Raw genomic sequence first — 23,386 nt, forward strand, 5'->3', positions numbered from 1 at the left:
GGGATTTCGTCTTGATCGTTACGGGGTGGGCAGGCCGAGGAGTTCCCGCACGTGGGCGTATTTGGCGGTCAGGCGGGTCCGGGTCGGGGTGTCGAGGACGGCGAGACGGGCGGGGTCGGCGTTGTGGGCGAGGTCGGACTCCTTGACCAGGAGGGCACCGGGGGTGGCCAGAATCCGCCGGGTGTAGCTCTCGGGTTCCTCGCCGGGGCGGCGGGTGAGGGCGAGGACCATGTCCTTCACCGCGCGCGGGAGTTCGGCGTCCTCCAGCCAGGCGGCGGAGAGGGCGTCGTCCTCCACCGCGTCGTGGAGCCAGGCCGCGGCGATCTGGTCGTCGGTGCCGCCGCGGGCGCGGACGCCGTCGGCGACCGCCCGCAGGTGTTCGGCGTACGGGCGTCCCGCCTTGTCGGTCTGGCCGTCGTGGGCCGCGACGGCGAGGGCTTCGACCTGGGCGAGGGTGAGGTGCGCCATGCGGTGACTCTACGGGTCGGGCGCCCCGCGCCCGTAGCCCCCGGGCGCCGCGGGCTCAGGTCCGGCGGCTGATGAGGAGGAGCGCGCGGTCGTCGTTGACGTCCTTGGCGCAGGCCTCGATCAGGTGCCAGGCGGCTCCCTCGAAACCGGTGGCGACATAGCGGTCGGCCTCGCCGGTGAGCCGGTCGATGCCCTCGGCGATGTCGCGGTCGGCGGCCTCGACGAGACCGTCGGTGAAGAGCATCAGGACGTCGCCGGGCCGCAGCGAGCCCTTGACCGGGTGGAACTCGGCGCCGTCGTACACGCCGAGGAGCGGGCCCTCGCCGGTCTTCTCCTCCCAGCGGCCGGTTCCCGCGTGGAGCTGGAGAGCGGGGAGGTGGCCGGCGGAGAGGAGTTCGTAGTCCCCGGACTCCAGGTCCAGGACGAGGTGGATGGAGGTGGCGAAGCCCTCGTCCCAGTCCTGACGGAGCAGATAGCCGTTGGCGGCGGGCAGGAAGCCGTGCGGGGGGAGGGAGCCGAGGAGGCCGCCGAAGGCGCCGGAGAGCAGCAGGGCGCGGGAGCCCGCGTCCATGCCCTTGCCGGAGACGTCGGTGAGCAGCACTTCGAGGGTGCGGCCGCCGTTGGTGCGGGCGGCGACGACGAAGTCGCCGGAGAAGGACTGGCCGCCGGCCGGGCGGAGCGCCATCTCGCGGTGCCAGCCCTGGGGGAGGCGGGGCAGGGCGCTCTGGATCCGGATGCGTTCGCGGAGGTCGAAGAGCATGGTGCCGCCGCGCCGCCAGGGCACGCCGACGCGGGCCCGGAACTGGGCGATGAGCAGTCCGAAGAGGCCGCAGGCCGCGACGACGAGGACCGTGCCCGGGGTGACGCGGGCGGGGCCCTCGGTGTACGGGCCGAGGACGACGGACTCGACGATCAGGGCGCCCGCGGCGGCCGCGTACAGGCCGAGCAGGCTGGCGGGGCGCAGCAGCAGGCCGCCCGCCACGATCGGCAGGACGAGGGCGGCGGGCGCGCACCACACCGGGTTGGCGAGGGTGCCGAGGGTGATCGCCGGGATGGTGAGCAGCAGTCCCGCCAGGGCGACCCAGTCGGAGCCGTCGCCGCGGAAGTAGTCGACGCCGGATTTGCGCAGGGCGACGCGGAGCCGGTGGGCGCTCTTGCGCAGCCGGGCTCCGTACGCGTCCACTCCGCTGCGTCGTCCCATTGGCCTGGACCCTATCCATCCGTCCGGGCCGCGTGCAGGGGGACCCCGAAGACGTCGCGCGCGAAATCGGGTCGCCCCGGGCTCGTGGGCGCTGGTATCGATGGCCTATGACGACGGAACTGCGGGTGCTTGACCCGGCCGAGTGGGACGACTGGTTCGGGACGCTGGAACTGGCGTTCGGTGGTGTCGCCGAGGCGCCGGAGGAGCGTGTGCTCTGGCGGGAGCTGACCGAGTGCGACCGCTCGATCGGGGTCTGGGACGGCGGGCGGTGCGTGGGGACGGCGGGGGCGTTCAGCTTCCGGTTGTCCGTTCCGGGCGGGGCGCTCGTGCCGGCGGCGGGCGTGACGATGGTGGGCGTGGACGCGACGCACCGGCGTCGGGGGATCCTGACGGCGATGATGCGGCGTCAGCTTGACGACGTACGGGCGGGCGGCGAGCCGCTGGCCGTGCTGACGGCCTCGGAGCCGGAGATCTACGGCCGGTTCGGCTACGGCATCGCCGCGTTCACGACGCGGGCGATCGTCGACACGGGCCGGGTGCGGCTCTCGGTGCCGGAGGGTGTGGACGCGGTGCGCCTGCGGCGGGCCGACCCGGCGACGGCGGCCCCTGCGTGCGAGGCGGTGTACGCCCGGCGGGTGCCGGCGCGGCCGGGGATGCTGGCCCGGCAGCCGGGCTGGGAGCGGCTGCCGCTGCTGGATCCGCCGGGTGAGCGGGGCGGGGCGTCGCCGCGGCAGTGCGTGCTGGCGGAGCGGGACGGGGAGGTCGTGGGGTACGCGCTGTACGCGGTCAAGCCGGAGTGGACGTACGCCGGGTCCGAGGGCGAGGTCGTGCTGAAGGACCTGGAGGCGCTGGACCCGGTGGCGGAGGCGGCGCTGTGGCGGTTCCTGTGGTCGATCGACCTGACGTCGTCGCTGCGGATCAACAGCCGGCCGGTGGACAGCGCGTGGGAGCACCTGGTGAGCGATGTCCGGCGCTGCGCGCCGACGCGCCGGGACGGCTTGCACCTGCGCCTGGTGGAGGTGGGGGCGGCGCTGGAGGCGCGGACGTATCAGGCGCCGGTGGATGTGGTGTTCGAGGTGGCGGACGCGTTCTGTCCGTGGAACGAGGGGCGCTGGCGGCTGACCGGGGACGCCAAGGGGGCGGTGTGCGTGCGTACCGCCGAGCCCGCGGATCTCGCCTTGTCCGTACGGGAGTTGGGGTCGGCGTATCTGGGCGGGACGTCGCTGGTGTCGCTGGCGGCGGCCGGCCGGGTGCGGGAGCTGCGCGGGGGCGCGCTGGTGGAGGCGTCGGTGGCGTTCGGGTCGCCCGTGGCGCCGTGGCTGCCGCACGGGTTCTGACGGAGGCGGCCGGCGGGGGGGGCGTCAGGTCTGCTGGCAGGTGGGACACCAGAAGAGGTTGCGGGCCGCGAGGCCGGCGGTGCGGATGTCGGTGGCGCAGATGTGGCAGGGCATGAGGGCCCGGCGGTAGACGTAGACCTCGCCGCCGTGGTCGTCGACGCGCGGGGGGCGGCCCATCGCCTCGGGGGTGTGCTCGGGGCGGACGGTGTCGATGCGGTTGTGTCGGACGCCTTCGCGCATGAGCGCCACGAGGTCCGTCCACATCGCGTCCCACTCACGGCGCTCGATGTCCTTGCCCGCGCGGTAGGGGTCGATGCCGTGGCGGAAGAGGACCTCGGCGCGGTAGACGTTGCCGACGCCCGCGATGACCTTCTGGTCCATGAGCAGGGCGGCGATCGTGGTGCGGGACCGTGAGATCCGGCGCCAGGCCTTGTCGGGGTCGTCGCCGGTCCGGAGCGGGTCGGGGCCGAGGCGGTCGTGTATCGCGTGCTTCTCGCCGTCGGTGATCAGCGCGCAGGTGGTGGGGCCGCGCAGGTCGACGTATGACGCGGTGTTCGCGAGCCGCAGCCGCACGGTGTCCGTGGGCGGTGGTGCCGGGGCGTCTCCGAAGGTCACCTTGCCGAAGAGGCCGAGGTGGATGTGGATCCACTCCTCGCCGGGGAAGCCCAGGAAGAGGTGCTTGCCGTGCGCCTCGGTGGATTCGAGGACCGCTCCGTCGAGCAGGGCGGCGGAGTCGGCGAACTTGCCCTGCGGGCTGGAGACGCGCACGGACCGGCCGCCGAACCGTTCCCGGTGGTCGGCGGCCAGTCGGTGGATCGTGTGCCCCTCGGGCATCAGGCGGTGGGCTCCTGCGGGTGGTGGGCCGGGATCGGGGGGAGCTCGCCGGTGGTCTCGTACGCGGTGAGCATCTCGATGCGGCGGGTGTGACGCTCCTCACCCGAGTACGGCGTGTTCAGGAAGATCTCGACGAACTTCGTCGCCTCTTCCCGGGTGTGCATCCGGCCGCCGATGGAGACGACGTTGGCGTTGTTGTGCTCGCGGCCGAGGGCGGCGGTCTGCTCGCTCCAGGCGAGGGCGGCGCGGACCCCCTTCACCTTGTTCGCGGCGATCTGCTCGCCGTTGCCGGAGCCGCCGATGACGATGCCCAGGCCGTCCGGGTCCGCGGCCGTCCGCTCGGCGGCACGCAGGCAGAACGGCGGGTAGTCGTCGATGGCGTCGTAGATGTGGGGACCGCAGTCGACGGGCTCGTGGCCATGGGCCTTCAGCCACTCGACGAGGTGGTTCTTGAGTTCAAAGCCGGCATGGTCGGAACCGAGGTACACGCGCATGGGTCCGAGTGTGGCACGGCGCGAGCGGGGTAGCGGTCAGCGGGGTCGGGACCTCGTCCCGTGCCGGTACGGACCTTCGACCCTCGCGCAACGATCCGGAATCGGCTCTTCCGATCACCCGGGTCCACGGGTTTCAATGCTCGTTGCTCGCGACCCGAGCGCACCCCAGACGTAAGGAAGCGTTCATGACCACGCAGCCGACCCTTGCGAAGGAAGGCCACAGCACCGGTAACCCCGGTGATTCCCAGCCCTCCGACGGACTCAAGGCCGGTCTCAAGAACCGTCACCTCTCGATGATCGCCATCGGTGGCGTCATCGGCGCCGGACTGTTCGTCGGCTCCGGCTCCGGCATCGCCGCGGCCGGTCCCGCCATCCTTCTGTCGTACGCCCTCGTCGGCACCATGGTCGTCTTCGTGATGCGGATGCTCGGCGAGATGGCGGCGGCGCGGCCGACGTCCGGCTCCTTCTCGACCTACGCCGACCAGGCGCTGGGCCGCTGGGCCGGATTCACCATCGGCTGGCTCTACTGGTTCTTCTGGGTCGTCGTCCTCGCCGTCGAGGCGACCGCGGGCGCGGTGATCCTGGAGTCCTGGATACCGGCCGTGCCGCAGTGGGCCTGGGCGCTCATCGTGATGGTGGTCCTGACCGCGACCAACCTCGCCTCCGTCTCCTCGTACGGAGAGTTCGAGTTCTGGTTCGCCGGCATCAAGGTCGTCGCGATCGCCGCCTTCGTGGTGGTCGGTCTCCTCGCGGTCTTCGGCGTGCTGCCGGGCTCGGACAACCCGGGCGCGGGCTTCGCGCACCTCAGCGACGCCGGGGGCTTCCTCCCGATGGGCGCGGGCGCGATCCTCACCGGTGTGCTGATGGTCGTCTTCTCCTTCATGGGCAGCGAGATCGTCACCCTGGCCGCCGGCGAGTCCGAGGACCCGCAGCGGGCCGTCACCAAGGCCACCAACAGCGTGATCTGGCGGATCGGCGTCTTCTACCTGGGCTCGATCTTCGTCGTCCTGACGCTGCTGCCGTGGAACGACAAGTCGATCGTCGAGAAGGGCTCGTACGTCGCCGCCCTGGACTCCATCGGCATCCCGCACGCCGGCCAGGTCATGAACGTGATCGTGCTGACGGCCGTGCTGTCCTGCCTGAACTCGGGCCTCTACACCGCCTCCCGCATGGCCTTCTCGCTCGGCCGGCGCGGTGACGCGCCGAAGTCCTTCGCCAAGGTCAACAAGCGGGGCGTGCCGACGGCCGCCATCCTCTCGTCCGTGGTCTTCGGCTTCGTCGCGGTCTTCTTCAACTACCAGTGGCCCGACACCGTCTTCGCGTTCCTGCTGAACTCCTCCGGTGCGGTCGCGCTCTTCGTCTGGCTGGTCATCTGCGTGACCCAGCTGCGGATGCGCGGGATCATCCTGCGCGAGACGCCCGAGAAGCTGATCGTGCGGATGTGGCTCTTCCCGTACCTGACCTGGGCGACCATCGCGATGATCGTCTTCGTCCTCGGCTACATGCTCTACGACGGCGGCAGCGCCCGGGAGCAGGTCGTGCTCTCGCTGCTCGTGGCGGCCCTGGTGCTGGTGATCGGTCTGGTCAAGGAGCGGTTCGCGAAGGCCACGCGGGACGAGATCAGCCACTGATCCACTCCGGTCCCGGGGCTCGCCCCGGCCCGGCGCATTACCGGCCCCCGCCCGACGTACCGCGTCGGGCGGGGACGGAAAAGCTCTCCGTACGCCGATCACCTCGGCGGCGGAGAGCTTTTCCATGTCGGGACGGAGGAGGGGGCTCAGCCCTTGCGGCCGGCGAGCTTCCACGCGGTCGGCAGCAGACCCATCGCGAGGACGGCCTTGAGGGCGTCGCCGATGAGGAACGGGGTCAGGCCGGCGGCGACCGCCTGCGACAGCGTCATGCCGGTGGCGAGGGCGAGGTAGGGCACGCCGACGGCGTAGATGATCAGGGAGCCGAGCGCCATCGCGCCCGCCGTGCGGAGCACGGAGCGGTCGGCGCCGCGGCGGGCGAGGCCGCCGACGACGGTGGCGGCGAGGACCATGCCGAGGAGGTAGCCGAAGGACGGCATGCCGTATCCGGAGGTGGCCTGGGCGAACCAGGGCACGCCCGCCATGCCGGCGAGGGTGTACACCGCGAGGGCGAGGAAGCCGCGACGGGCGCCGAGCGCGGTGCCGACGAGCAGGGCGGCGAAGGTCTGGCCGGAGACCGGGACCGGGGAGCCGGGCACCGGGACGGCGATCTGGGCGGCTATGCCGGTGAGGACGGCGCCGCCGGCGACCAGCGCGAGGTCGCGCACGCGGCTGGGGGCGCCTCCCCGCTCCAAGAGCCGGGGGGAGGGCAGCAGGTCGGCCAGCACCGTCCCGGCGCGCAGGGGACGGAGAGGGGCGGCGGCGGTGCTCATCGGTGCTCCGGGGGGTGAGAGGGGTCCCCCGGGCCCGCGGGGCGGGGGGAGGACGAGGACGGACGGATCGACCGTAGTGGAGGAGTGAACGCTCGATCACCATCAGCCGTGGACAAAGCGGAGGTTGAGGGTTTCGTGGAGTTCACACAAAGGTCCGGGATCTCTCCGTGCGCTACGTGACGCTTGTCACGGGGAAGGCTCTCCAAGAGGTCCCTTTTGCACCGAGGGCGGCTCACCAGGGAGACTGTGCGGTCTCCATAAAACGTTCCGAGAGCACGAGCACCCATGCGCGACGCACCACCCGCCTCCCCGGCGTCCCTCGCACCCGAACCGGAGCCGTTGTCCCACGGGCTGAAGCAGCGTCATCTGACGATGCTCGGCCTGGGCGGGGTGATCGGCGCCGGGCTCTTCGTCGGCTCGGGCGCGGGCATCGCCGTCGCCGGACCCGGCATCGTGCTCTCGTATCTGATCGCCGGCGTCCTCGCCCTGCTGGTCATGCGGATGCTCGGGGAGATGTCGGCGGCGATGCCGGCCTCCGGCGCCTTCTCCGTCCACGCCGAGCGGGCGCTCGGCCGCTGGGCGGGCTTCTCCGTGGGGTGGCTGTACTGGTTCCTGCTGGTGGTGGTGCTCGCCGTGGAGGCGACGGGCGCGGCCCGGATCGCCAACGGCTGGGTGCCGGGGATCCCCCAGTGGGGCTGGGTGCTGCTGTTCATGGTCGTGTTCACCCTCGCCAACCTGGCGGCGGTGAAGAACTTCGGCGAGTTCGAGTTCTGGTTCGCCGCGCTCAAGGTCGGCGCGATCGTCCTCTTCCTCGCCCTGGGCGCCCTCGCCGTCGTCGGGTGGCTCCCGGACACGGACCCGGTGGGGATGGCCAATCTGACGGGGCAGGGCGGTTTCCTGCCGGCCGGCTGGGAGGGTGTGGTCTCCGGCGTCCTCGCCGTCGTCTTCGCCTTCGGCGGCCTGGAGGTCGTCACGATCGCCGCCGCCGAGTCGGACGACCCGGCCCGCAACGTGGCGCGGGCGGTGCGCAGCGCGGTCTGGCGGATCCTCTTCTTCTACGTCGGCTCGATGCTGGTGATCGTGACCCTGCTGCCGTGGACCGCGATCGTGCCGGGGCAGTCGCCGTACGTCGCCGTCCTGGACGCGATCGGCGTCCCGGGGGCGGGTCAGATCATGAACATCGTGGTGTTCGTGGCGCTGCTCTCGGCGCTGAACGCGAACCTCTACGGCTCCTCGCGGATGGTCTTCTCCCTCGCCGAGCGGGGCGAGGCTCCGCAGGGGCTGCTGAAGGTCTCCGGCGGCGGGGTGCCACGGCGCGCCGTGCTCGCCTCGGTCGCCTTCGGCTTCGTCTCCGTGCTGCTCAATCTGAAATGGCCGGATTCCGTCTTCCTGTACATGCTCAACGCGGTCGGCGCCGTCCTCCTCTTCGTCTGGGGCCTGATCGCCGTCTCGCAGCTGAGGCTGCGGCCCCGGCTGGAGCGGGAGGCTCCGGAGCGGCTGACCCTGCGGATGTGGGGGTTCCCGTGGCTGACGTGGACGGCGCTGGCCGCCATGGTGGCCGTGTTGGTGCTGATGCTGGCGGACGACGGATCGCGGCCGCAGGTGCTGTGGTCGGCGGCGGCCACCGGGGCGGTGCTGCTCGTGGCGTGGGTGCGGGAACTGCGTACGAAGCGGAGGTGAATCTTCACCTTGTGTGAAGCTGGTGCCCGTATAGCGGACATACGTTCCCTGTAAGCGGTGTGCCCACTCAGACTTGGCGCGTTCCCCCGCTTCCGGCCAATGAACAGGGCGATCCATGTCCCGGACCAGCGCGCCCGCGCCCGTCGACCGCAAGGACGACGGCGCGACCCCCTCCTCCGGCCTCACCCACGGCCTCAAGCAGCGCCATCTGTCGATGATCGCCCTCGGCGGCGTCATCGGCGCGGGCCTCTTCGTCGGCTCCGGCGCGGGTATCGCCGCCGCCGGCCCCTCGATCGTCATCGCGTACGCGATCTCCGGGCTGCTCGTCATGCTCGTGATGCGGATGCTCGGCGAGATGTCGGCCGCCAACCCGGCGTCGGGCTCCTTCTCCGTCCACGCCGAGCGGGCCATCGGACCGTGGGCCGGCTTCACCGCCGGGTGGGCCTTCTGGTTCCTCCTCTGCGTGGCCGTCGGCCTGGAGGGCATCGGCGCCGCCAAGATCATGACCGGCTGGTTCCCCGGGACACCGGAGTGGGCCTGGGTGGCCCTCTTCATGCTGGTGTTCTGCGGCACCAACCTGGCGGCGGTGAAGAACTTCGGCGAGTTCGAGTTCTGGTTCGCCGCGCTCAAGGTCGGCGCGATCGTCCTCTTCCTCGGCATCGGCGTGCTCGCCATCGTCGGGGTGCTGCCCGGCGCGGAGGCCCCTGGCGCGGCGAACCTCACCGGGGACGGCGGTTTCTTCCCCCACGGCTCCGAGGGGCTGATCGTCGGCCTGCTCGCCTCCGTCTTCGCGTACGGCGGTCTGGAGACCGTCACCATCGCCGCGGCCGAGTCCGAGCACCCCGTCCAGGGCGTCGCCAAGGCGGTCCGTACGGCGATGTGGCGCATCGCGCTCTTCTACATCGGCTCGATGGCGGTCATCGTCACCCTCGTCCCGTGGGACGACAAGGCGGTCGTCGAGAAGGGCCCGTACGTCGCCACGCTCGACCACCTGGGCATCCCGGCGGCCGGCCAGATCATGAACGTGGTCGTCCTGATCGCCCTGCTGTCCGCGATGAACGCCAACATCTACGGCGCGTCCCGCATGGCCACCTCGCTGGTCGCCCGCGGCCAGGGCCCGAAGGCGCTGGGCCGTACCTTCGGCGGCGTGCCGCGCCCCGCCGTCCTGGTCTCCTCGGTCTTCGGCTTCGCCTGTGTGCTGCTCTCCTACTGGCGGCCGAACGACATCTTCATCTGGCTCCTCAACACCATCGGCGCGATCATCCTCGTCGTCTGGTTCTTCATCGCCGTGTCGCAGCTGCTGCTGCGCCGCAGGACCGAGCGCGAGGCGCCGGAGAAGCTGGTGGTGAAGATGTGGGCGTACCCGGTGCTGACCTGGGTGGCGCTGGGCGGCATGGCGGCGATCTTCTTCCTGATGGCCCGGGACGAGGGCACCCGCGTGCAGCTGTACTGGACGGGCGCCCTGACCCTGCTGCTCGCCGTCATCGGCTTCGCCCTGCAGAAGGCGCGCGGACGGGCCGCTCAGGACGCCTGACCCTCCCCGCCCGTACGGCTGAGAGCCCCCGGATCCGTCGATCCGGGGGCTCTCCCCTTTTCCGGGCGTTTCGGACACGGCCTAGGTCGAAGGGCTGATCAAACTCGGGGACCAACTGCTGTTAGCCTGCACTTGCATATAGGTTGCAATAAGCACCAGCAGCGAGAGGCTCGGCACATGGCGATCTACACCCTTCCCGAACTGCCGTACGACTACGCGGCGCTGGAGCCGGTGATCAACCCGCAGATCATCGAGCTGCACCACGACAAGCACCACGCCGCCTACGTCAAGGGGGCGAACGACACCCTCGAACAGCTGGCAGAGGCGCGCGAGAAGGACCAGTGGGGCGCGATCAACGGCCTGGAGAAGAACCTCGCGTTCCACCTCTCCGGCCACATCCTGCACTCCATCTACTGGAACAACATGAACAGCCCGAAGGAGGGCGGCGGCGGCGAGCCGCTCGCCGCCGACGGCGTCGGTGAGCTCGCGGACGCGATCACCGAGTCCTTCGGCTCCTTCGCGAAGTTCAAGGCCCAGCTGACCAAGGCCTCCGCGACCACCCAGGGCTCCGGCTGGGGCGTCCTCGCCTACGAGCCGATCAGCGGCCGGCTCATCGTCGAGCAGGTCTACGACCACCAGGGCAACGTCGGCCAGGGCTCCGTCCCGGTCCTCGTCTTCGACGCCTGGGAGCACGCCTTCTACCTGCAGTACAAGAACCAGAAGGTGGACTTCATCGAGGCCATGTGGCAGGTCGTCAACTGGCAGGACGTGAACAAGCGCTACCAGGCGGCCCGGAACTCCGTGCCGCTGATCTCCTTCTGATCCCTCCGGATCGGAACCCTCCGCGTCCTGCTCGTGATCGTCTTCTCAACCTTCGCGTGCGGACGGATGAAAGAAGAACCCCCGTGATGACGTGAATCACGGGGGTTCTTCCCTGTCCGGGGCCCGGGCACCGGCGCCGGGGCGGGGGCCGCCGAGGGGCGGCTACTCGAAGCTCGGGGCCGCCGTCCGCGTGCGCTTGATCTCGTAGAAGCCGGGCGTCGCCGCCACCAGCAGCGTGCCGTCCCACAGCCGGGCCGCCGCCTCGCCGCGCGGCGTGGGCGTGACGACCGGCCCGAAGAAGGCGACCTCGTCGCCGTCCGCGCCCGGGACGGAGATGACCGGCGTGCCGACGTCCTGGCCGACCTTCTCGATGCCCTCCTTGTGGGAGGCGCGCAGCTCGCTGTCGTAGGTGTCCTTGTCGGCGTACTCGACCAGGTCGGCCGGCAGGCCCACGTCGGCGAGGGCGGCGGCGATGGCCTCGCGGGTGGGGCCCTCGCCGTCGTTGTGGAAGCGGGTGCCGAGCGCGGTGTAGAGCTTGCCGACGACCTCGTCGCCGTGCAGCTGCTGGGCCGCGATCACCACGCGGACCGGGCCCCAGGCCTTGGTCTCCAGCATGTCGCGGTACTCCGCGGGCAGCTCGTCCAGCCGGTTCTCGTTGAGGACGGCCAGGCTCATGACCTTCCACCGCACGTCGACCGGGCGCACCTTCTCCACCTCCAGCATCCAGCGGGAGGTCATCCAGGCCCAGGGGCACAGCGGGTCGAACCAGAAGTCGGCGGTGGTCCTGCTCTCGGACATGTCACTCCTCGTGAATCGCTCGCGCAAGGCTGTCTGACGGATATCGGTACGCAGAAGGGAGCAACACCACCGCGTGGCGGACGCATTCCCCGAGTGCCCGGCGTCAGTGGCACATGGGAGGATCGGTGCTGTTTCGAACGTGCCACGAAGGAGTGACCGTGCCCGGAGAGAATCTGTCCCGCGACGAGGCCCGCGAGCGGGCCGAGCTGCTGACCGTCGACGGGTACGAGGTCGCCCTCGACCTGCGCTCGGCGGTCGGCGAGTCCGGGGACGGGGTCGCCCCCGCCGAAGGCAGGGGGAGGGCGCGGACCTTCCGCTCGGTGACGACCATCCGCTTCCGCCGTACGGGCACGGGCTCGGCGACGTTCGTCGACTTGATCGCCCCGGCCGTGACGTCGGTGGAGCTGAACGGCCGGGCGCTGGACCCCGCCGTCGTCTTCGACGGCGCGCGGATCGCGCTGGACGGTCTCGCCGACGAGAACGTCCTGGTGGTGGACGCCCAGTGCGCCTACAGCCGCACCGGAGAGGGCATGCACCGCTTCGTCGACCCGGAGGACGGCGAGGTCTACCTCTACACGCAGTACGAACCGGCCGACGCCCGCCGGGTGTACGCCAACTTCGAGCAGCCCGACCTGAAGGCGCCGTACCGCTTCGAGGTGACCGCGCCCGACGACTGGACGGTCTGGTCCAACGGAGCGGGCGAGAAGGGCGCGGACGGCGTGTGGAGCTTCGCGGAGACCGCGCCGATCTCGACGTACATCACCTGCGTCGTCGCGGGGCCGTACCACTACGTCACCGACACCTACCGGCGCGGGGACGTCGAGATCCCGCTCGGCGCGATGTGCCGCAAGGGGCTCGCGAAACACTTCGACGCGGACGACGTCTTCCTGGTCACCAAGCAGGGCTTCGACTTCTTCCACGACAACTTCGACTTCCCCTACCCCTTCGGGAAGTACGACCAGGCCTTCGTCCCCGAGTACAACCTCGGCGCGATGGAGAACCCCGGCATGGTGACCTTCCGCGAGGAGTACATCTACCGCGGCAAGGTGACGCAGGCGGCGTACGAGCGCCGGGCGAACGTCATCCTGCACGAGATGGCGCACATGTGGTTCGGCGACCTGGTCACCATGGTGTGGTGGGACGACCTGTGGCTGAAGGAGTCCTTCGCCGACTTCATGGGCTCGTTCTCGCTGGCGGAGGCGACCCGTTTCACCAACAGCTGGGTGACCTTCGCCAACAACCGCAAGGCGTGGGCGTACCGCGCCGACCAGCTGCCCTCCACCCACCCGATCACGGCCGACATCCGTGACCTGGAGGACGCCAAGCTGAACTTCGACGGGATCACGTACGCCAAGGGCGCCTCGGTCCTCAAGCAGCTGGTGGCGTACGCCGGGCGGGACGCGTTCCTGGAGGGCGCGCGGCGCTACTTCAAGCGCCACGCCTACGGGAACACGCGTCTGACGGACCTGCTGTCGGTGCTGGAGGAGACCTCCGGCCGCGACATGAAGGCGTGGTCGCGGTCCTGGCTGCAGACCTCCGGGGTCAACACGCTGACGCCGGTGGTGACGTACGACGCCGAGGGCCGGATCACCGAGCTGGCCGTCGTCCAGGACGGCGAGGAGCTCCGCCCGCACCGGGTGAAGGTGGGGCTGTACCACCTGTCGCCGGAGGGCGCTCTCGTCCGGTACGCCCAGGCCGAGGCGGACGTCACCGGGGCGCGGACGGTCGTGCCCGGTCTGGCCGGATCGGCCCGGGCCGAGCTGGTGCTCGTCAACGACGACGACCTCACGTACTGCAAGGTCCGCTTCGACGAGCGTTCGCTCGCCACGCTGCGGGCCCACCTCGGCGACATCACCGATCCGCTGGCCCGCGCGCTGTGCTGGTCGGCGCTGTGGAACCTGACGCGGGACGGTCTGATGCCGGCCAGGGACTTCCTGGCGATCGTGCTGGAGTTCGCGGGCCGCGAGACGGACATCGGCGTGCTGCAGATGGTGCACGCCTGGGCCCAGTCGGCCGTCACCCACTACGCCGCGCCCGCCTGGCGGGCGGAGGGCGGCCGGCTGCTCGCCGAGGGCGGCCTGCGCGAGCTGCGGCTGGCCGAGCCGGGCAGTGAACACCAGCTGACCTGGGCGCGGTTCTTCGCCGCGGCCTCCTCGTCCGACGCGGACTTCCAGCTCCTCGAAGGGCTGCTCGACGGCTCCGCGAAGATCGACGGCCTGGACGTCGACCAGGAGCTGCGCTGGTCGTTCCTCACCCCGCTCGCCGCCCACGGCCGGGCCGACGAGGCGCGGATCGACGCGGAGCTGACCCGGGACGACACGGCGACCGGCAAGCGGCACCAGGTCCGATGTCTGGCGGCCCGGCCGTCGGCCGCGGTCAAGGCGCAGGCGTGGGCGCAGGTCGTCGAGTCCGACGCGCTGTCGAACGCGCTCGTCGAGGCGACGATCGCCGGGTTCGTCCAGCCCTCCCAGCGCGAGCTGATCGCGCCGTACGCGGAGAAGTACTTCGCGGCGATCGAGCGGCTGTGGGCGGACCGTTCGATCCAGATCGGGATGGACGTGGTGCGGGGTCTCTTCCCCGGTCTGCGGGACAGCGAGGAGACCCTGGCGGCGACGGACGCGTGGCTCGACGCCCACGCCTCGGCCGCCCCGGCGCTGCGCCGGCTGGTCCTGGAGTCCCGGGACGACCTGGCGCGGGCGCTGCGCGCGCAGGCCTGCGACGGCCTGGCGGGCTAGCCGCGGATCAGGGGGGCGGCCCCGGTGGCGAGCGGTGCTCGCGGCCGGGGCCGTCCGCTGTTCCGGCCCCGGCGGGGGCGGGGTCTGATCGGCAGTCGAACGCGCGTACTTTAGGGCGAGCTTGTCCCTAAATGTCGACGGCCTTGTAACAGCGGTTAGCGGACGGCCGGGCGGCGGAAGACCCCCGGCATGAACCACAACGCCCCCATCACCCCCCGCCCCGCCTCCCTCCCCCTCACCGGCGACGACCGACTGCGGGAGGCGCTCGGCTACGCCCGGCACCGCGGCGGCTGCCTGCCGGCCCAGACGCCCGAGGCGATGATCACCGGTCTCGCCGCGCTGGCCCTGCACCGCTTCGACTCCGCTCCCCCGCCGCTCGCCCTCGACCGGATCGACGTCCTGGTGCCCCGCACCCGCCGGCTGCGCTCCACCGCCTCGGTGCGGGTCGTGCGCGCCCAGGAGCCGCCGGTGCCGGTGGAGATCGCCGGGTTGCCGGTCGCGCCGGTCGCCCGGGCGCTCGCCGACGCGGTCGCCGTTGTGGCCGACCCGGCGGTGGTGCGCCGGCTGCTCACCGAGGCGGTGCGCGGTGGGCACTGCGAACCGAGCACGGTGGTACGGGAGTTGAACCGGGCCCGGCTGCTGAGCCGGCCCCATGTGGTGGACGCGGTGGACGCGCTGCTCGCGGAGGGCCGCTCCCTGGCGGAGGAGCGGCTCTACGAGATGGTGCGGGCGTTCGCCCTGCCGGACCCGCTGTGGAACGTGGATCTGCGGCTGCCCGGCGGCCCCCATCTGGGCGGCCTCGACGCCTACTGGCCGGACCAGGCGGTGGCGGTGGAGCTGGACACCCGGGCGCCGCGGCAGGACGACGACGCGCTGTGGTCGGAGTACACCCGCAAGCGCGAGCACCTGGAGCGGCTCGGCATCACGGTGGTCCACCTCACCCCCCGCAAGCTGCGGGAGGCGATGGACCAGCAGGCCACCATCGTCCGCACGGCCCTGATGGCCGCGTCGGACCGGCAGCCCGCCGCCTATGTCGTCGTCCTGCCGCGGTAGCGGCCCCCCGGCGGCGCGGTGCCCGCCCCGCCCGGGCGGACGGTCCGGCCGCCGGAGGTCACTTCTTCGGCGCCGTGCCGCAGAACTCGGCCTCGACGACCGCGTTGGTGTCCCCGGTCCAGTCGGCGTTGAGGTTCAGGGCGAGCGAGTGCCCGCCGTTCCGGGTGACGTGGGCCTCGGACGTGGAACCGTGGATGCCGCCGCCGTGGCCCCAGACCTCCTTGCCGCAGCTCAGCTTCGTCCGCATCAGCCCGAGGCCGTAGCGCAGCTGCGGGAAGTCCGGATGGGTGGCCACGGTGTCGGTCAGCTCCCGCTGCTCGGCCTTGGGCAGCAGCCCGCCCTTGAGCAGGGCGCGGTAGAAGGTCTGCAGATCACCGGAGTTGGAGATCATCTCCCCCGCCGCGTAGGCCAGGCTCGGGTTCAGTTCGGTGACGTCGTGGATCCGTGCCTCCGCCGGGTCCTGGCCGAGCGTGGAGTAGGCGCGTGAGCTGGGCCGGGGCATCGTCGCCTTCGTCCCGGGGACCGAGGTGCCCCGCAGCTTCAGCGGCTTGATGATGCGGCGCTCGACCTCCTTGCCGTACGGGCGGCCGGTCACCTTCTCGATCACCATGCCGGCCAGGACGTAGTTGGTGTTGGAGTAGTTCCAGCCGGTGCCGGGGGCGAAGTCGGGGCGGTGGGTCATCGCGAGGGCGACGAGCTCGCGCGGGGTCCAGGTGTCGTAGCGGTGCTCCAGGAAGTCGGGGCCGAAGACCTTCTTCTGGAATTCCGGGTCCTCGGTCACGCTGTAGACGCCGCTGGTGTGGTTGAGGAGCTGCCGGACCGTCATCGCGCGGCCGTCGTGGCCGTTGCCGCGGACCACGCCGGGCAGCCACTCCTCGACGTGGTCGTCGAGGTCGAGGCGGCCTTCGGCCTGGAGCTGGAGGAGGACGGTGGCGACGAAGGTCTTGGTGATGGAGCCGACCCGGTAGTGGTCCCGGCCCCCGCGCTCGCCGGCCGTGCCCGTCCAGGCGGTGCCTCCGACGCGGGCCTGGGCGACGGCTCCGGGAACGCCCGCCTCGACCGCCGCGTCGAGGGCCTGCCGGGTGGCGGCGTGCCGGTCCCGGTCCTGGGAGGCGGGCCCCGTCGCCGCTGCCGCGGGTGCCGCGAGCGCGGTGGCGGTGAGCGCGGCGACGGCGGTGGCCGCGAGGACGGTGCGGGCGGTGGTGCGGGCGGCGGACATGTGCGGCTCCCCTGTGTCGGTACTGCGGTCGGGGGAGGTGACCTCGGGGAGGCGCGGGGGGTTGAGCGGGTCCGGGGGGTTGAGCGTGTTTCAGCCGTTCGCGGGGTCGGTGAGCCGGGAGCGTCCGACCGGGGGGCGTTCGCGCCACAGGTCGAGCCCGATGTCGACCAGTCCGACGCGGGCGAGTCCGGGGACGTCGGCGAGGGGGTGCCAGGCGGCGAGGTCGGTGGAGCCGCCGGTCTCGGGGCGCAGGGAGCCGCCGGTGAGGCGGACTTCGTAGAGGATCCGCAGCCCCTGGAAGTCGCCGGGCGCGGAGAGCCGGCGCAGCCAGGAACGGCGGATGGAATCGATGCCGAGAAGGGCGGTGGGCTCGGCGAGGTAACCGGTCTCCTCCTCGACCTCCCGGACGACGGTGTGGGCCGGGTCCTCTCCGTGGTCCATGCCGCCGCCGGGCAGGGTCCATCTCCTGGTGCCGTCGCCGGCCACCCAGCGGGCGAGCAGGATCTCCTCGTCACGGACGCACACGGCGTAGGCCGCCACCCTCAACTCCTTCTTCATGAGCCGAGGTTAGGGGGTGCTCCGGCTCGACCCGGGCGGGATCGGCAGGGCGCCCCCTCCGGGCCGGTGTCAGAACCAGTACGTGGGATACGCGCGTCCGGTGGCGCGGGCTCCGGCGAGGCCGACCGCGACGAGGAGGAGGGCGGCGAGGGCGAGCAGGGCGAGGAAGAGGAGGAACGGCGGGCTCTGCAGGGCGACGATCACGGCGGTCGCGGCGGCGGGCGAGTGCGGGGTGCGGGCCAGCATCATGACGCCGAGCGCGAGGCCTCCGGCGACGGCGGCGCTCCACATTCCGGGTCCGGCGACGGCGAGGACCGCGAAGCCGGTGAGGGCGGAGAGGAGCTGTCCGCCGACGACCGAGCGGGGCTGGGAGAGCGGCAGGTCGGGCGCGCCGGCCACCAGGGCCATGCTCGCGGCGAGCGGCGGGATGAGCAGGGGCTCGTGGAGCACGGCGCCGGCGGCGACGACCACGAGGAGCGCGGTGACGCTGACGGCGGTGGCCAGGGCGACCACCCGGACCCGGGGCCTGGCCGGCGGCCGGGGGCGGGTGGGGGCGGGCGCGGGAGCCGGGGCGGCGCCGGGAGTCGGGGCCGGACCGGAGGGCGGGGCAGTCGTCATGAAGGGTCCTGGGTCAGGGGCGGAGGGGCCGGGGAGTGGTCGGGGGCGGACCATCGCAACGGGGTGGGGAGAAGCCGCGGGTCAGGCCGGTCTGAGGCGGGGGTCGGTGTCGGGGCCGGGCCTGGGGTCGGGGACGAGGCCCGTGCGGTGCCACGGTCGGGGCCGTGCCGGTCGGCGTGTCGGGGCGGGCCGGGGGCGGGTTACCCGCGACGCCGGGGGTAACCGCTCACGGCGAGTTTAGGGGTTAGCCATGGAGAGCGTCAACCGGTCACGTACCCTTGAGGGGTTAGCTCGAAGAGGAGGGCGCCCGCCATGACCGATTCGGATCCCCGGCCGCTCGTCGGCGAGCCGGTCTCCCTCGACCTGCTCAACACCCGGTGGAACGAGGACGGCGTCCGCCAGGATCTGCTCACGGGCACCGACGGCCTCGCGGTCTGGCTCGCCGCCAACGGGCTCGACGACCGCTTCACCGCGGACGCGGCCACCCTGCGGCACACCCTCGCCGCCCGGGACGCCCTCGCCGGCCTCGTGGACCGGCCCGGAGACCCCGTCGCGACCGCCCGCGTCGACGCCGTGCTCGGGCACGGCCGGATCCGCGCCACCCTCACCCCGGAGGGCCCCGGCGAGGAGGCGGAGTTCGCGGACGCGGCCTGGGGCCCCGGCTGGACGGCCGCCCGCGACTACCTCGACCTGCTGCGCGCGGCACCCGACCGCATCCGGGCCTGCGCCCACGACGCGTGCATCCTGCACTTCTACGACACCTCGCGGAACGGCACCCGGCGCTGGTGTTCGATGGCGATCTGCGGAAACCGGGCCAAGGCCTCGCGCCACTATGCTCGTACAAAAGACAACTAGGGCCGACCGGAACCTGCAACTCACCCCGGTTCAGGGCGATTCATCCTTCATGGCGCATGTCCCGCAGTGGCGGATGTGCGCCACGAGCACATCCCGCCGCCGGTTAACTCTCCCCAAACCCCTGTGTCGTACGAAAGGCTGAGCGGTCATCCGGTACCGAAATCCGGACCCTCTTCTTTCACACCAGGGATGTAAATGACCACCCCCGAAACTCAGAGCTCCATACCCGGGCGCTCGACCTCCGGGCACAGACGTGCGGCACGCATCGCCGCCGCCGCCGGACTGGTGACCGCTCTCATCGCGGCCGGTGCTGCTCCGGTCCTGGCCGCCGAGGACCCGGCGACCACTCCCCCGGTCAAGGCGTCCGACGCCGCCGACAAGCTCGGCGCGACCGACGCCCAGCGGCTCTCCGAGGCCGAGGCCACCGGCGAGAAGAACGTCACCGTTCTCGTCGCCACCGCCCCCGGCTCCACCGAGCAGGTCGCGGGCCAGCTCGACGCCGTCCCGGGCGCCTCGGTCGGCAAGCGGGAGGACAAGCTCGGCTACGTCCGCGCCACCCTGCCGACCGCCAAGGCCGCCGCCGCCATCCAGGCGGCCACGAAGCTCTCCTCCGTCCAGTCGATCGACCTCCAGGCCGAGATCAAGCTGGACGACCCGACCCCGGACGCGGGCACCACCGGCGCCGTCGAGGGCACGACCGTCTCCCGGACGTACCCGGCCCCCGGCAAGAACACGCCGGCGAAGAACCCGTACAACCCGTCCCACGAGACGGGCGCGGTCGACTTCGTCAAGAAGAACCCCAAGGCCGACGGCCGCGGGGTGACCATCGGCATCCTCGACTCCGGTGTCGACCTCGGCCACCCGGCCCTGCAGAAGACCACCACCGGCGAGCGCAAGATCGTCGACTGGGTCACCGCCACCGACCCGCTGACCGAGGGCGACGCCACCTGGCGCGCGCAGAACGCCCCCGTCGCGGGCCCGGTCTTCACCGCCTCCGCGCAGTCCTGGAAGGCGCCCGAGGGCTCCTACCAGTTCAGCCGCTTCCAGGAGTCGATCACCGCGGGCGGCGACCCGGCCGGTGACATCAACCGCGACGGCGACACGACCGACTTCTTCGGCATGCTGTACGACCCGGCCGCCGGAACCGTCCGCGTGGACTCCGACCAGAACAACGACTTCACGGACAACGCTCCGATGAAGCCGTACAAGGCCGATCAGCAGGTCGGCTACTTCGGCACCGACGACCCGGCCACCCCGGTCGTCGAGAAGACCCCGTTCGTCGTCGAGATCCGCAAGGACGTCGCGATGGACCCGCTCGGCGGCACCTGGGTCGGCAAGAAGCTCGACTTCGTCAACATCGGCGTCGTCGAGTCCTCGCACGGCACGCACGTCGCCGGCATCACCGCCGCGCACAGCCTCTTCGGCGGCAAGATGAACGGCGCCGCCCCCGGCGCGAAGATCGTCTCCTCGCGCGCCTGCACGTGGACCGGCGGCTGCACCAACACCGCGCTGACCGAGGGCATGACCGACCTCGTCGTCAACCGCGGCGTCGACATCGTCAACATGTCGATCGGCGGCCTGCCCGCGCAGAACGACGGCGACAACGTCCGCGCCCGCCTCTACACCCGTCTGATCGACGAGTACGGCGTCCAGCTGGTCATCTCGGCCGGCAACTCCGGCCCGGGCATCAACACGATCGGCGACCCCGGCCTGGCCGACAAGGTCGTCTCGGTCGGCGCGGCCATCTCCAAGGAGACCTGGGCCGCCAACTACGGCTCGGCCGTATCCAAGGCGTACGCGATGTTCCCCTTCTCCTCGCGCGGCCCGCGTGAGGACGGCGGCTTCACCCCGACCATCACCGGTCCCGGCTCGGCCGTGAACACCATCCCGACCTGGCAGGACGGGGCGGGCGTTCCCGAGTCCGGCTACGCGCTGCCCGCCGGTTACGGCATGCTCAACGGCACGTCGATGTCCTCCCCGCAGGTCGCCGGCGCGAGCGCGCTGCTGATCTCCGCGGCGAAGCAGCAGCGCGTCGAGCTCGACCCGCTCACCCTGCGCACGGCGCTCACCTCGACCGCCGAGCGGATCCCCGGTGTCGCCGCGCACGAGCAGGGCTCGGGCCGCATCGACATCGCGGACGCCTGGGACTCGATCCAGGACGGCGCCACGGCCCACGACTACAAGGTCGAGGCCCCGGTCGACACCGCGATCTTCCCGGCCCCGCACACCGGCACCGGTGTGTACGACCGTGAGGGCGGCCTCAAGGCCGGCCAGAAGAAGACGTACAACGTCACCGTCACCCGCACCTCGGGTCCGGCGTACGGCGTGCGCCACGACCTGAACTGGAAGTACAACGACGGCACCTTCCGCGCCGCCACCGCCTACGACTACATCACGCTGCCGCTGAACAAGCCGGTGACCGTGAAGGTCGAGGCGCTGCCGCGCACGGCCGGCGTCCACAGCGCCATCCTGGAGCTGGACGACGAGCGCACCGAGGGCGTGGACAAGCAGATCCTGTCCACCGTCGTCGTCGCGAGCAAGCTGGCCGCGCCCGGCTTCGGCCTCTCCGCCACCGGGTCGGTCCAGCGCAACAGCCACCGCTCGTACTTCGTGAACGTGCCGGAGGGCGCCAAGACCCTGGAGGTCGCGCTCGGCGGTCTCAAGGAGAAGAGCCAGACCCGGTTCATCGCGATCCACCCGTACGGCGTGGCCATCGAGTCCACCGCCTCCAACGTGTGCTACCCGCACTACAACCCGGGCAACGGCTGCCGCGCCGACCTCCGGTCGTACACCGACCCGACGCCGGGCGTCTGGGAGATCGAGGTCGAGTCGCGCCGTACGTCGCCCGACCTGGACAACCCGTACAAGCTGGACGTCGCGGTGCTGGGCGCCGACTTCGACCCGGCCGTGCAGACCGTCCCCGAGGCGAAGGTCGGCACCCCGGCCGCCGTCGAGTGGAAGGTGACCAACAAGTTCGCCGCGATCGACGGCAAGCTCAAGGGCGGCTCGCTCGGCTCGGCCAAGGTCGAGACGCCGACGATCAAGCACCACGAGCAGCAGACCAAGACCGTCACCGTCGGTGAGGGTGTGGACCGGCTGGACGTGGCCATCGGCAACACCTCCGACAAGGCCGCCGACCTCGACCTGACCGTCCTTCTGAACGGCCAGCAGGTCGGCCAGGCGGCGGACGGCGACTCGGAGGAGGCCGTCTCGCTGGTCAAGCCGGCGCCGGGCACCTACACGATCGTGATCGACGGGTACTCGGTCCAGGCGGAGGGTGGCACGACCTTCGACTACAAGGACGTCTACTACTCCGCCGCGCTCGGCAGCGTCCAGGTGGACGCGGCCCAGCAGGTGAAGCTGGCGAACGGCGCGAGCGCCCAGGTCGGCGCCTCGGTGCTGGTCGCCGGCGCCGCGCCCGAGGGCCGGCAGTTCTTCGGTGAGGTCCAGCTGGTGAACGCGCGCGGCACGGTCGCGGGCTCCGGCAGCGTCGTGATCGGCAAGGTCACGCCGTAACCACCGGTGAATCCCCGCTGAGCGGGTAGGAGGGCGGGCGCCGGAACCGGCGCCCGCCCTTCGCATGTCCCGACCCTTGGACAATGGATTGGACAAGGCGCCGGGTGCCATACGCATCATGGACCGGCAGCACCCCTGCACAAACGTACGGAGGAACCCCCGTGAAGGTCGGAATCGTCGGAGCCACCGGTCAGGTCGGCACAGTCATGCGCAGGATCCTGGCCGAGCGCGACTTCCCGCTCGACGAGCTGCGGCTCTTCGCCTCCGCCCGTTCCGCCGGCACGGTCCTCGACGGGGTCACGGTCGAGGACGCCTCCACCGCCGACTACACCGGCCTGGACATCGTGCTCTTCTCCGCCGGTGGCGCCACCTCCAAGGCCCTCGCCGAGAAGGTCGCCTCCCAGGGCGCCGTGGTGATCGACAACTCCTCCGCCTGGCGCCGTGACCCCGAGGTCCCGCTGGTGGTCTCCGAGGTCAACCCGCACGCGATCAAGGACCGCCCCAAGGGGATCATCGCCAACCCGAACTGCACCACCATGGCCGCGATGCCGGTCCTCAAGCCCCTCCACCAGGAGGCCGGCCTGACCGCGCTGGTCGCCACGACCTACCAGGCCGTCTCCGGCTCGGGCGTCGCGGGCGTCGCGGAGCTGGACGGCCAGGTCAAGGCCGTCGCCGACCGCGCCACCGAGCTGACCCACGACGGCGAGGCCGTCGCGTACCCCGAGCCCGGCGTCTACAAGCGCCCCATCGCCTTCAACGTCCTCCCCCTCGCCGGCAACCTCGTCGACGACGGCTCGCACGAGACGGACGAGGAGCAGAAGCTCCGCAACGAGTCCCGCAAGATCCTGGAGATCCCGGAGCTCAAGGTCTCCGGCACCTGCGTGCGCGTCCCGGTCTTCTCCGGCCACTCCCTCCAGGTGAACGCCCGCTTCGACCGCCCGATCAGCGTCGAGCGCGCCTACGAGCTGCTGAAGGACGCCGAGGGCGTCGAGCTCTCCGAGATCCCGACCCCGCTGCAGGCGGCGGGCAAGGACGCGTCCTACGTCGGCCGGATCCGGGCGGACGAGACCGTGGAGAACGGCCTCGCGCTCTTCGTCTCCAACGACAACCTGCGCAAGGGCGCCGCGCTGAACGCGGTGCAGATCGCGGAGCTGGTCGCGGCGGAGCTGAAGGGCTGACGCCGCTCCCGTACGGGACGAAGGGGCGGCCGCCCGGGTGGGACGGCCGCCCCTTCGGCGTGCCCGTCGTCGTCCCGTGGTCATG

The 23,386-nt window shown here is 71.7% G+C and carries 19 protein-coding genes; 10 read left to right on the forward strand and 9 right to left on the reverse strand.

Translation table 11 applies throughout. The features are described 5' to 3' along the window. Window positions 1–18 precede the first annotated feature (18 nt). Window positions 19–468 carry an HD domain-containing protein gene (locus ACFZBD_RS23655; RefSeq protein ID WP_391142679.1) on the reverse strand — a complete coding sequence of 150 codons (450 nt, stop codon included), beginning with the start codon at window positions 466–468 and terminating at the stop codon, window positions 19–21. Window positions 469–523: 55 nt separating this feature from the next. After that, window positions 524–1,669 carry a SpoIIE family protein phosphatase gene (locus ACFZBD_RS23660; protein WP_391142681.1) on the reverse strand — a complete coding sequence of 382 codons (1,146 nt, stop codon included), beginning with the start codon at window positions 1,667–1,669 and terminating at the stop codon, window positions 524–526. A gap of 107 nt (window positions 1,670–1,776) precedes the next feature. Between ACFZBD_RS23660 and ACFZBD_RS23665 the strand changes: the two genes are divergently transcribed. Then, window positions 1,777–3,006, forward strand: a complete 1,230-nt coding sequence (locus ACFZBD_RS23665; protein WP_391142683.1) for a GNAT family N-acetyltransferase — start codon at window positions 1,777–1,779, stop codon at window positions 3,004–3,006. Window positions 3,007–3,030: 24 nt separating this feature from the next. Here the strand turns inward: ACFZBD_RS23665 and ACFZBD_RS23670 are convergent, their stop codons facing one another. Next, window positions 3,031–3,840, reverse strand: coding sequence for a DNA-formamidopyrimidine glycosylase family protein (locus tag ACFZBD_RS23670; protein WP_391142685.1), 810 nt, complete (start codon window positions 3,838–3,840; stop codon window positions 3,031–3,033). Next, entirely contained in the window at window positions 3,840–4,334 is a 495-nt protein-coding gene (locus ACFZBD_RS23675; protein WP_391142687.1) for a ribose-5-phosphate isomerase, read from the reverse strand. Before ACFZBD_RS23675 ends, ACFZBD_RS23670 begins: the two co-directional genes overlap by 1 nt. A gap of 185 nt (window positions 4,335–4,519) precedes the next feature. Between ACFZBD_RS23675 and ACFZBD_RS23680 the strand changes: the two genes are divergently transcribed. After that, entirely contained in the window at window positions 4,520–5,965 is a 1,446-nt protein-coding gene (locus ACFZBD_RS23680) for an amino acid permease (RefSeq protein WP_391142688.1), read from the forward strand. Window positions 5,966–6,111: 146 nt separating this feature from the next. On the opposite strand, the gene ACFZBD_RS23685 is transcribed toward ACFZBD_RS23680, so the two are convergent. Beyond that, window positions 6,112–6,735, reverse strand: coding sequence for a biotin transporter BioY (locus tag ACFZBD_RS23685; RefSeq protein WP_391142691.1), 624 nt, complete (start codon window positions 6,733–6,735; stop codon window positions 6,112–6,114). Between the two features lie 285 nt (window positions 6,736–7,020). Here ACFZBD_RS23685 and ACFZBD_RS23690 point away from each other — a divergent pair, with 285 nt between their 5' ends. The 3 genes from ACFZBD_RS23690 (at window position 7,021) to ACFZBD_RS23700 (ending at window position 10,771) form a co-directional block, all read left to right on the forward strand. Beyond that, the gene (locus tag ACFZBD_RS23690) at window positions 7,021–8,415 is read left to right on the forward strand and encodes an amino acid permease (RefSeq protein WP_391142693.1); all 1,395 of its coding nucleotides are present in this window, start codon (window positions 7,021–7,023) and stop codon (window positions 8,413–8,415) included. A gap of 115 nt (window positions 8,416–8,530) precedes the next feature. Further along, window positions 8,531–9,949 carry an amino acid permease gene (locus tag ACFZBD_RS23695; RefSeq protein ID WP_391142696.1) on the forward strand — a complete coding sequence of 473 codons (1,419 nt, stop codon included), beginning with the start codon at window positions 8,531–8,533 and terminating at the stop codon, window positions 9,947–9,949. A gap of 177 nt (window positions 9,950–10,126) precedes the next feature. Then, window positions 10,127–10,771, forward strand: coding sequence for a Fe-Mn family superoxide dismutase (locus ACFZBD_RS23700; protein WP_391142699.1), 645 nt, complete (start codon window positions 10,127–10,129; stop codon window positions 10,769–10,771). 162 nt (window positions 10,772–10,933) lie between these two features. On the opposite strand, the gene ACFZBD_RS23705 is transcribed toward ACFZBD_RS23700, so the two are convergent. Then, complete coding sequence (locus tag ACFZBD_RS23705) at window positions 10,934–11,569, reverse strand: DsbA family protein (RefSeq protein WP_391142700.1); 636 nt, start codon at window positions 11,567–11,569, stop codon at window positions 10,934–10,936. 158 nt (window positions 11,570–11,727) lie between these two features. Here ACFZBD_RS23705 and pepN point away from each other — a divergent pair, with 158 nt between their 5' ends. Beyond that, window positions 11,728–14,304 carry an aminopeptidase N gene (gene pepN, locus ACFZBD_RS23710; protein ID WP_391142702.1) on the forward strand — a complete coding sequence of 859 codons (2,577 nt, stop codon included), beginning with the start codon at window positions 11,728–11,730 and terminating at the stop codon, window positions 14,302–14,304. Window positions 14,305–14,493: 189 nt separating this feature from the next. After that, window positions 14,494–15,357, forward strand: coding sequence for a hypothetical protein (locus ACFZBD_RS23715; RefSeq protein WP_391142704.1), 864 nt, complete (start codon window positions 14,494–14,496; stop codon window positions 15,355–15,357). 58 nt (window positions 15,358–15,415) lie between these two features. Here ACFZBD_RS23715 and ACFZBD_RS23720 read toward each other — a convergent pair whose 3' ends face one another. The 3 genes from ACFZBD_RS23720 to ACFZBD_RS23730 all read right to left on the reverse strand — a co-directional run bounded on the left by ACFZBD_RS23720 (window position 15,416) and on the right by ACFZBD_RS23730 (window position 17,752). Further along, on the reverse strand, window positions 15,416–16,576 hold the full coding sequence (locus tag ACFZBD_RS23720; protein ID WP_391142706.1) for a serine hydrolase: 1,161 nt from the start codon (window positions 16,574–16,576) through the stop codon (window positions 15,416–15,418). Between the two features lie 90 nt (window positions 16,577–16,666). After that, a complete protein-coding gene (locus ACFZBD_RS23725; RefSeq protein WP_391142709.1) occupies window positions 16,667–17,134 on the reverse strand; it encodes an NUDIX domain-containing protein in 468 nt (155 codons plus the stop codon). A 69-nt stretch (window positions 17,135–17,203) separates the two neighbouring features. Continuing rightward, complete coding sequence (locus ACFZBD_RS23730) at window positions 17,204–17,752, reverse strand: HPP family protein (protein WP_391142710.1); 549 nt, start codon at window positions 17,750–17,752, stop codon at window positions 17,204–17,206. Between the two features lie 312 nt (window positions 17,753–18,064). On the opposite strand from ACFZBD_RS23730, the gene ACFZBD_RS23735 reads away from it, so the two are divergent. The 3 genes from ACFZBD_RS23735 (at window position 18,065) to ACFZBD_RS23745 (ending at window position 23,301) form a co-directional block, all read left to right on the forward strand. Next, window positions 18,065–18,607 carry a CGNR zinc finger domain-containing protein gene (locus ACFZBD_RS23735; protein WP_391142712.1) on the forward strand — a complete coding sequence of 181 codons (543 nt, stop codon included), beginning with the start codon at window positions 18,065–18,067 and terminating at the stop codon, window positions 18,605–18,607. A 195-nt stretch (window positions 18,608–18,802) separates the two neighbouring features. Next, window positions 18,803–22,123 (forward strand): S8 family serine peptidase, encoded by a 3,321-nt coding sequence (locus ACFZBD_RS23740; protein WP_391142713.1) that lies wholly within the window; start codon window positions 18,803–18,805, stop codon window positions 22,121–22,123. 161 nt (window positions 22,124–22,284) lie between these two features. Further along, the gene (locus tag ACFZBD_RS23745; RefSeq protein ID WP_391142716.1) at window positions 22,285–23,301 is read left to right on the forward strand and encodes an aspartate-semialdehyde dehydrogenase; all 1,017 of its coding nucleotides are present in this window, start codon (window positions 22,285–22,287) and stop codon (window positions 23,299–23,301) included. Window positions 23,302–23,386 lie beyond the last annotated feature (85 nt).

It is taken from the genome of Streptomyces sp. NPDC008121 (genome assembly GCF_042957155.1).
Classification (GTDB): Bacteria; Actinomycetota; Actinomycetes; order Streptomycetales; family Streptomycetaceae; genus Streptomyces.

Bases quoted from the DNA above. Each gene is read 5' to 3' on its own strand.
- ACFZBD_RS23655 (WP_391142679.1), bottom strand. From the start codon at position 468: ATGGCGCACCTCACCCTCGCCCAGGTCGAAGCCCTCGCCGTCGCGGCC.
- ACFZBD_RS23660 (WP_391142681.1), bottom strand. From the start codon at position 1,669: ATGGGACGACGCAGCGGAGTGGACGCGTACGGAGCCCGGCTGCGCAAG.
- ACFZBD_RS23665 (WP_391142683.1), top strand. From the start codon at position 1,777: ATGACGACGGAACTGCGGGTGCTTGACCCGGCCGAGTGGGACGACTGG.
- ACFZBD_RS23670 (WP_391142685.1), bottom strand. From the start codon at position 3,840: ATGCCCGAGGGGCACACGATCCACCGACTGGCCGCCGACCACCGGGAA.
- ACFZBD_RS23675 (WP_391142687.1), bottom strand. From the start codon at position 4,334: ATGCGCGTGTACCTCGGTTCCGACCATGCCGGCTTTGAACTCAAGAAC.
- ACFZBD_RS23680 (WP_391142688.1), top strand. From the start codon at position 4,520: ATGACCACGCAGCCGACCCTTGCGAAGGAAGGCCACAGCACCGGTAAC.
- ACFZBD_RS23685 (WP_391142691.1), bottom strand. From the start codon at position 6,735: ATGAGCACCGCCGCCGCCCCTCTCCGTCCCCTGCGCGCCGGGACGGTG.
- ACFZBD_RS23690 (WP_391142693.1), top strand. From the start codon at position 7,021: ATGCGCGACGCACCACCCGCCTCCCCGGCGTCCCTCGCACCCGAACCG.
- ACFZBD_RS23695 (WP_391142696.1), top strand. From the start codon at position 8,531: ATGTCCCGGACCAGCGCGCCCGCGCCCGTCGACCGCAAGGACGACGGC.
- ACFZBD_RS23700 (WP_391142699.1), top strand. From the start codon at position 10,127: ATGGCGATCTACACCCTTCCCGAACTGCCGTACGACTACGCGGCGCTG.
- ACFZBD_RS23705 (WP_391142700.1), bottom strand. From the start codon at position 11,569: ATGTCCGAGAGCAGGACCACCGCCGACTTCTGGTTCGACCCGCTGTGC.
- ACFZBD_RS23715 (WP_391142704.1), top strand. From the start codon at position 14,494: ATGAACCACAACGCCCCCATCACCCCCCGCCCCGCCTCCCTCCCCCTC.
- ACFZBD_RS23720 (WP_391142706.1), bottom strand. From the start codon at position 16,576: ATGTCCGCCGCCCGCACCACCGCCCGCACCGTCCTCGCGGCCACCGCC.
- ACFZBD_RS23725 (WP_391142709.1), bottom strand. From the start codon at position 17,134: ATGAAGAAGGAGTTGAGGGTGGCGGCCTACGCCGTGTGCGTCCGTGAC.
- ACFZBD_RS23730 (WP_391142710.1), bottom strand. From the start codon at position 17,752: ATGACGACTGCCCCGCCCTCCGGTCCGGCCCCGACTCCCGGCGCCGCC.
- ACFZBD_RS23735 (WP_391142712.1), top strand. From the start codon at position 18,065: ATGACCGATTCGGATCCCCGGCCGCTCGTCGGCGAGCCGGTCTCCCTC.
- ACFZBD_RS23740 (WP_391142713.1), top strand. From the start codon at position 18,803: ATGACCACCCCCGAAACTCAGAGCTCCATACCCGGGCGCTCGACCTCC.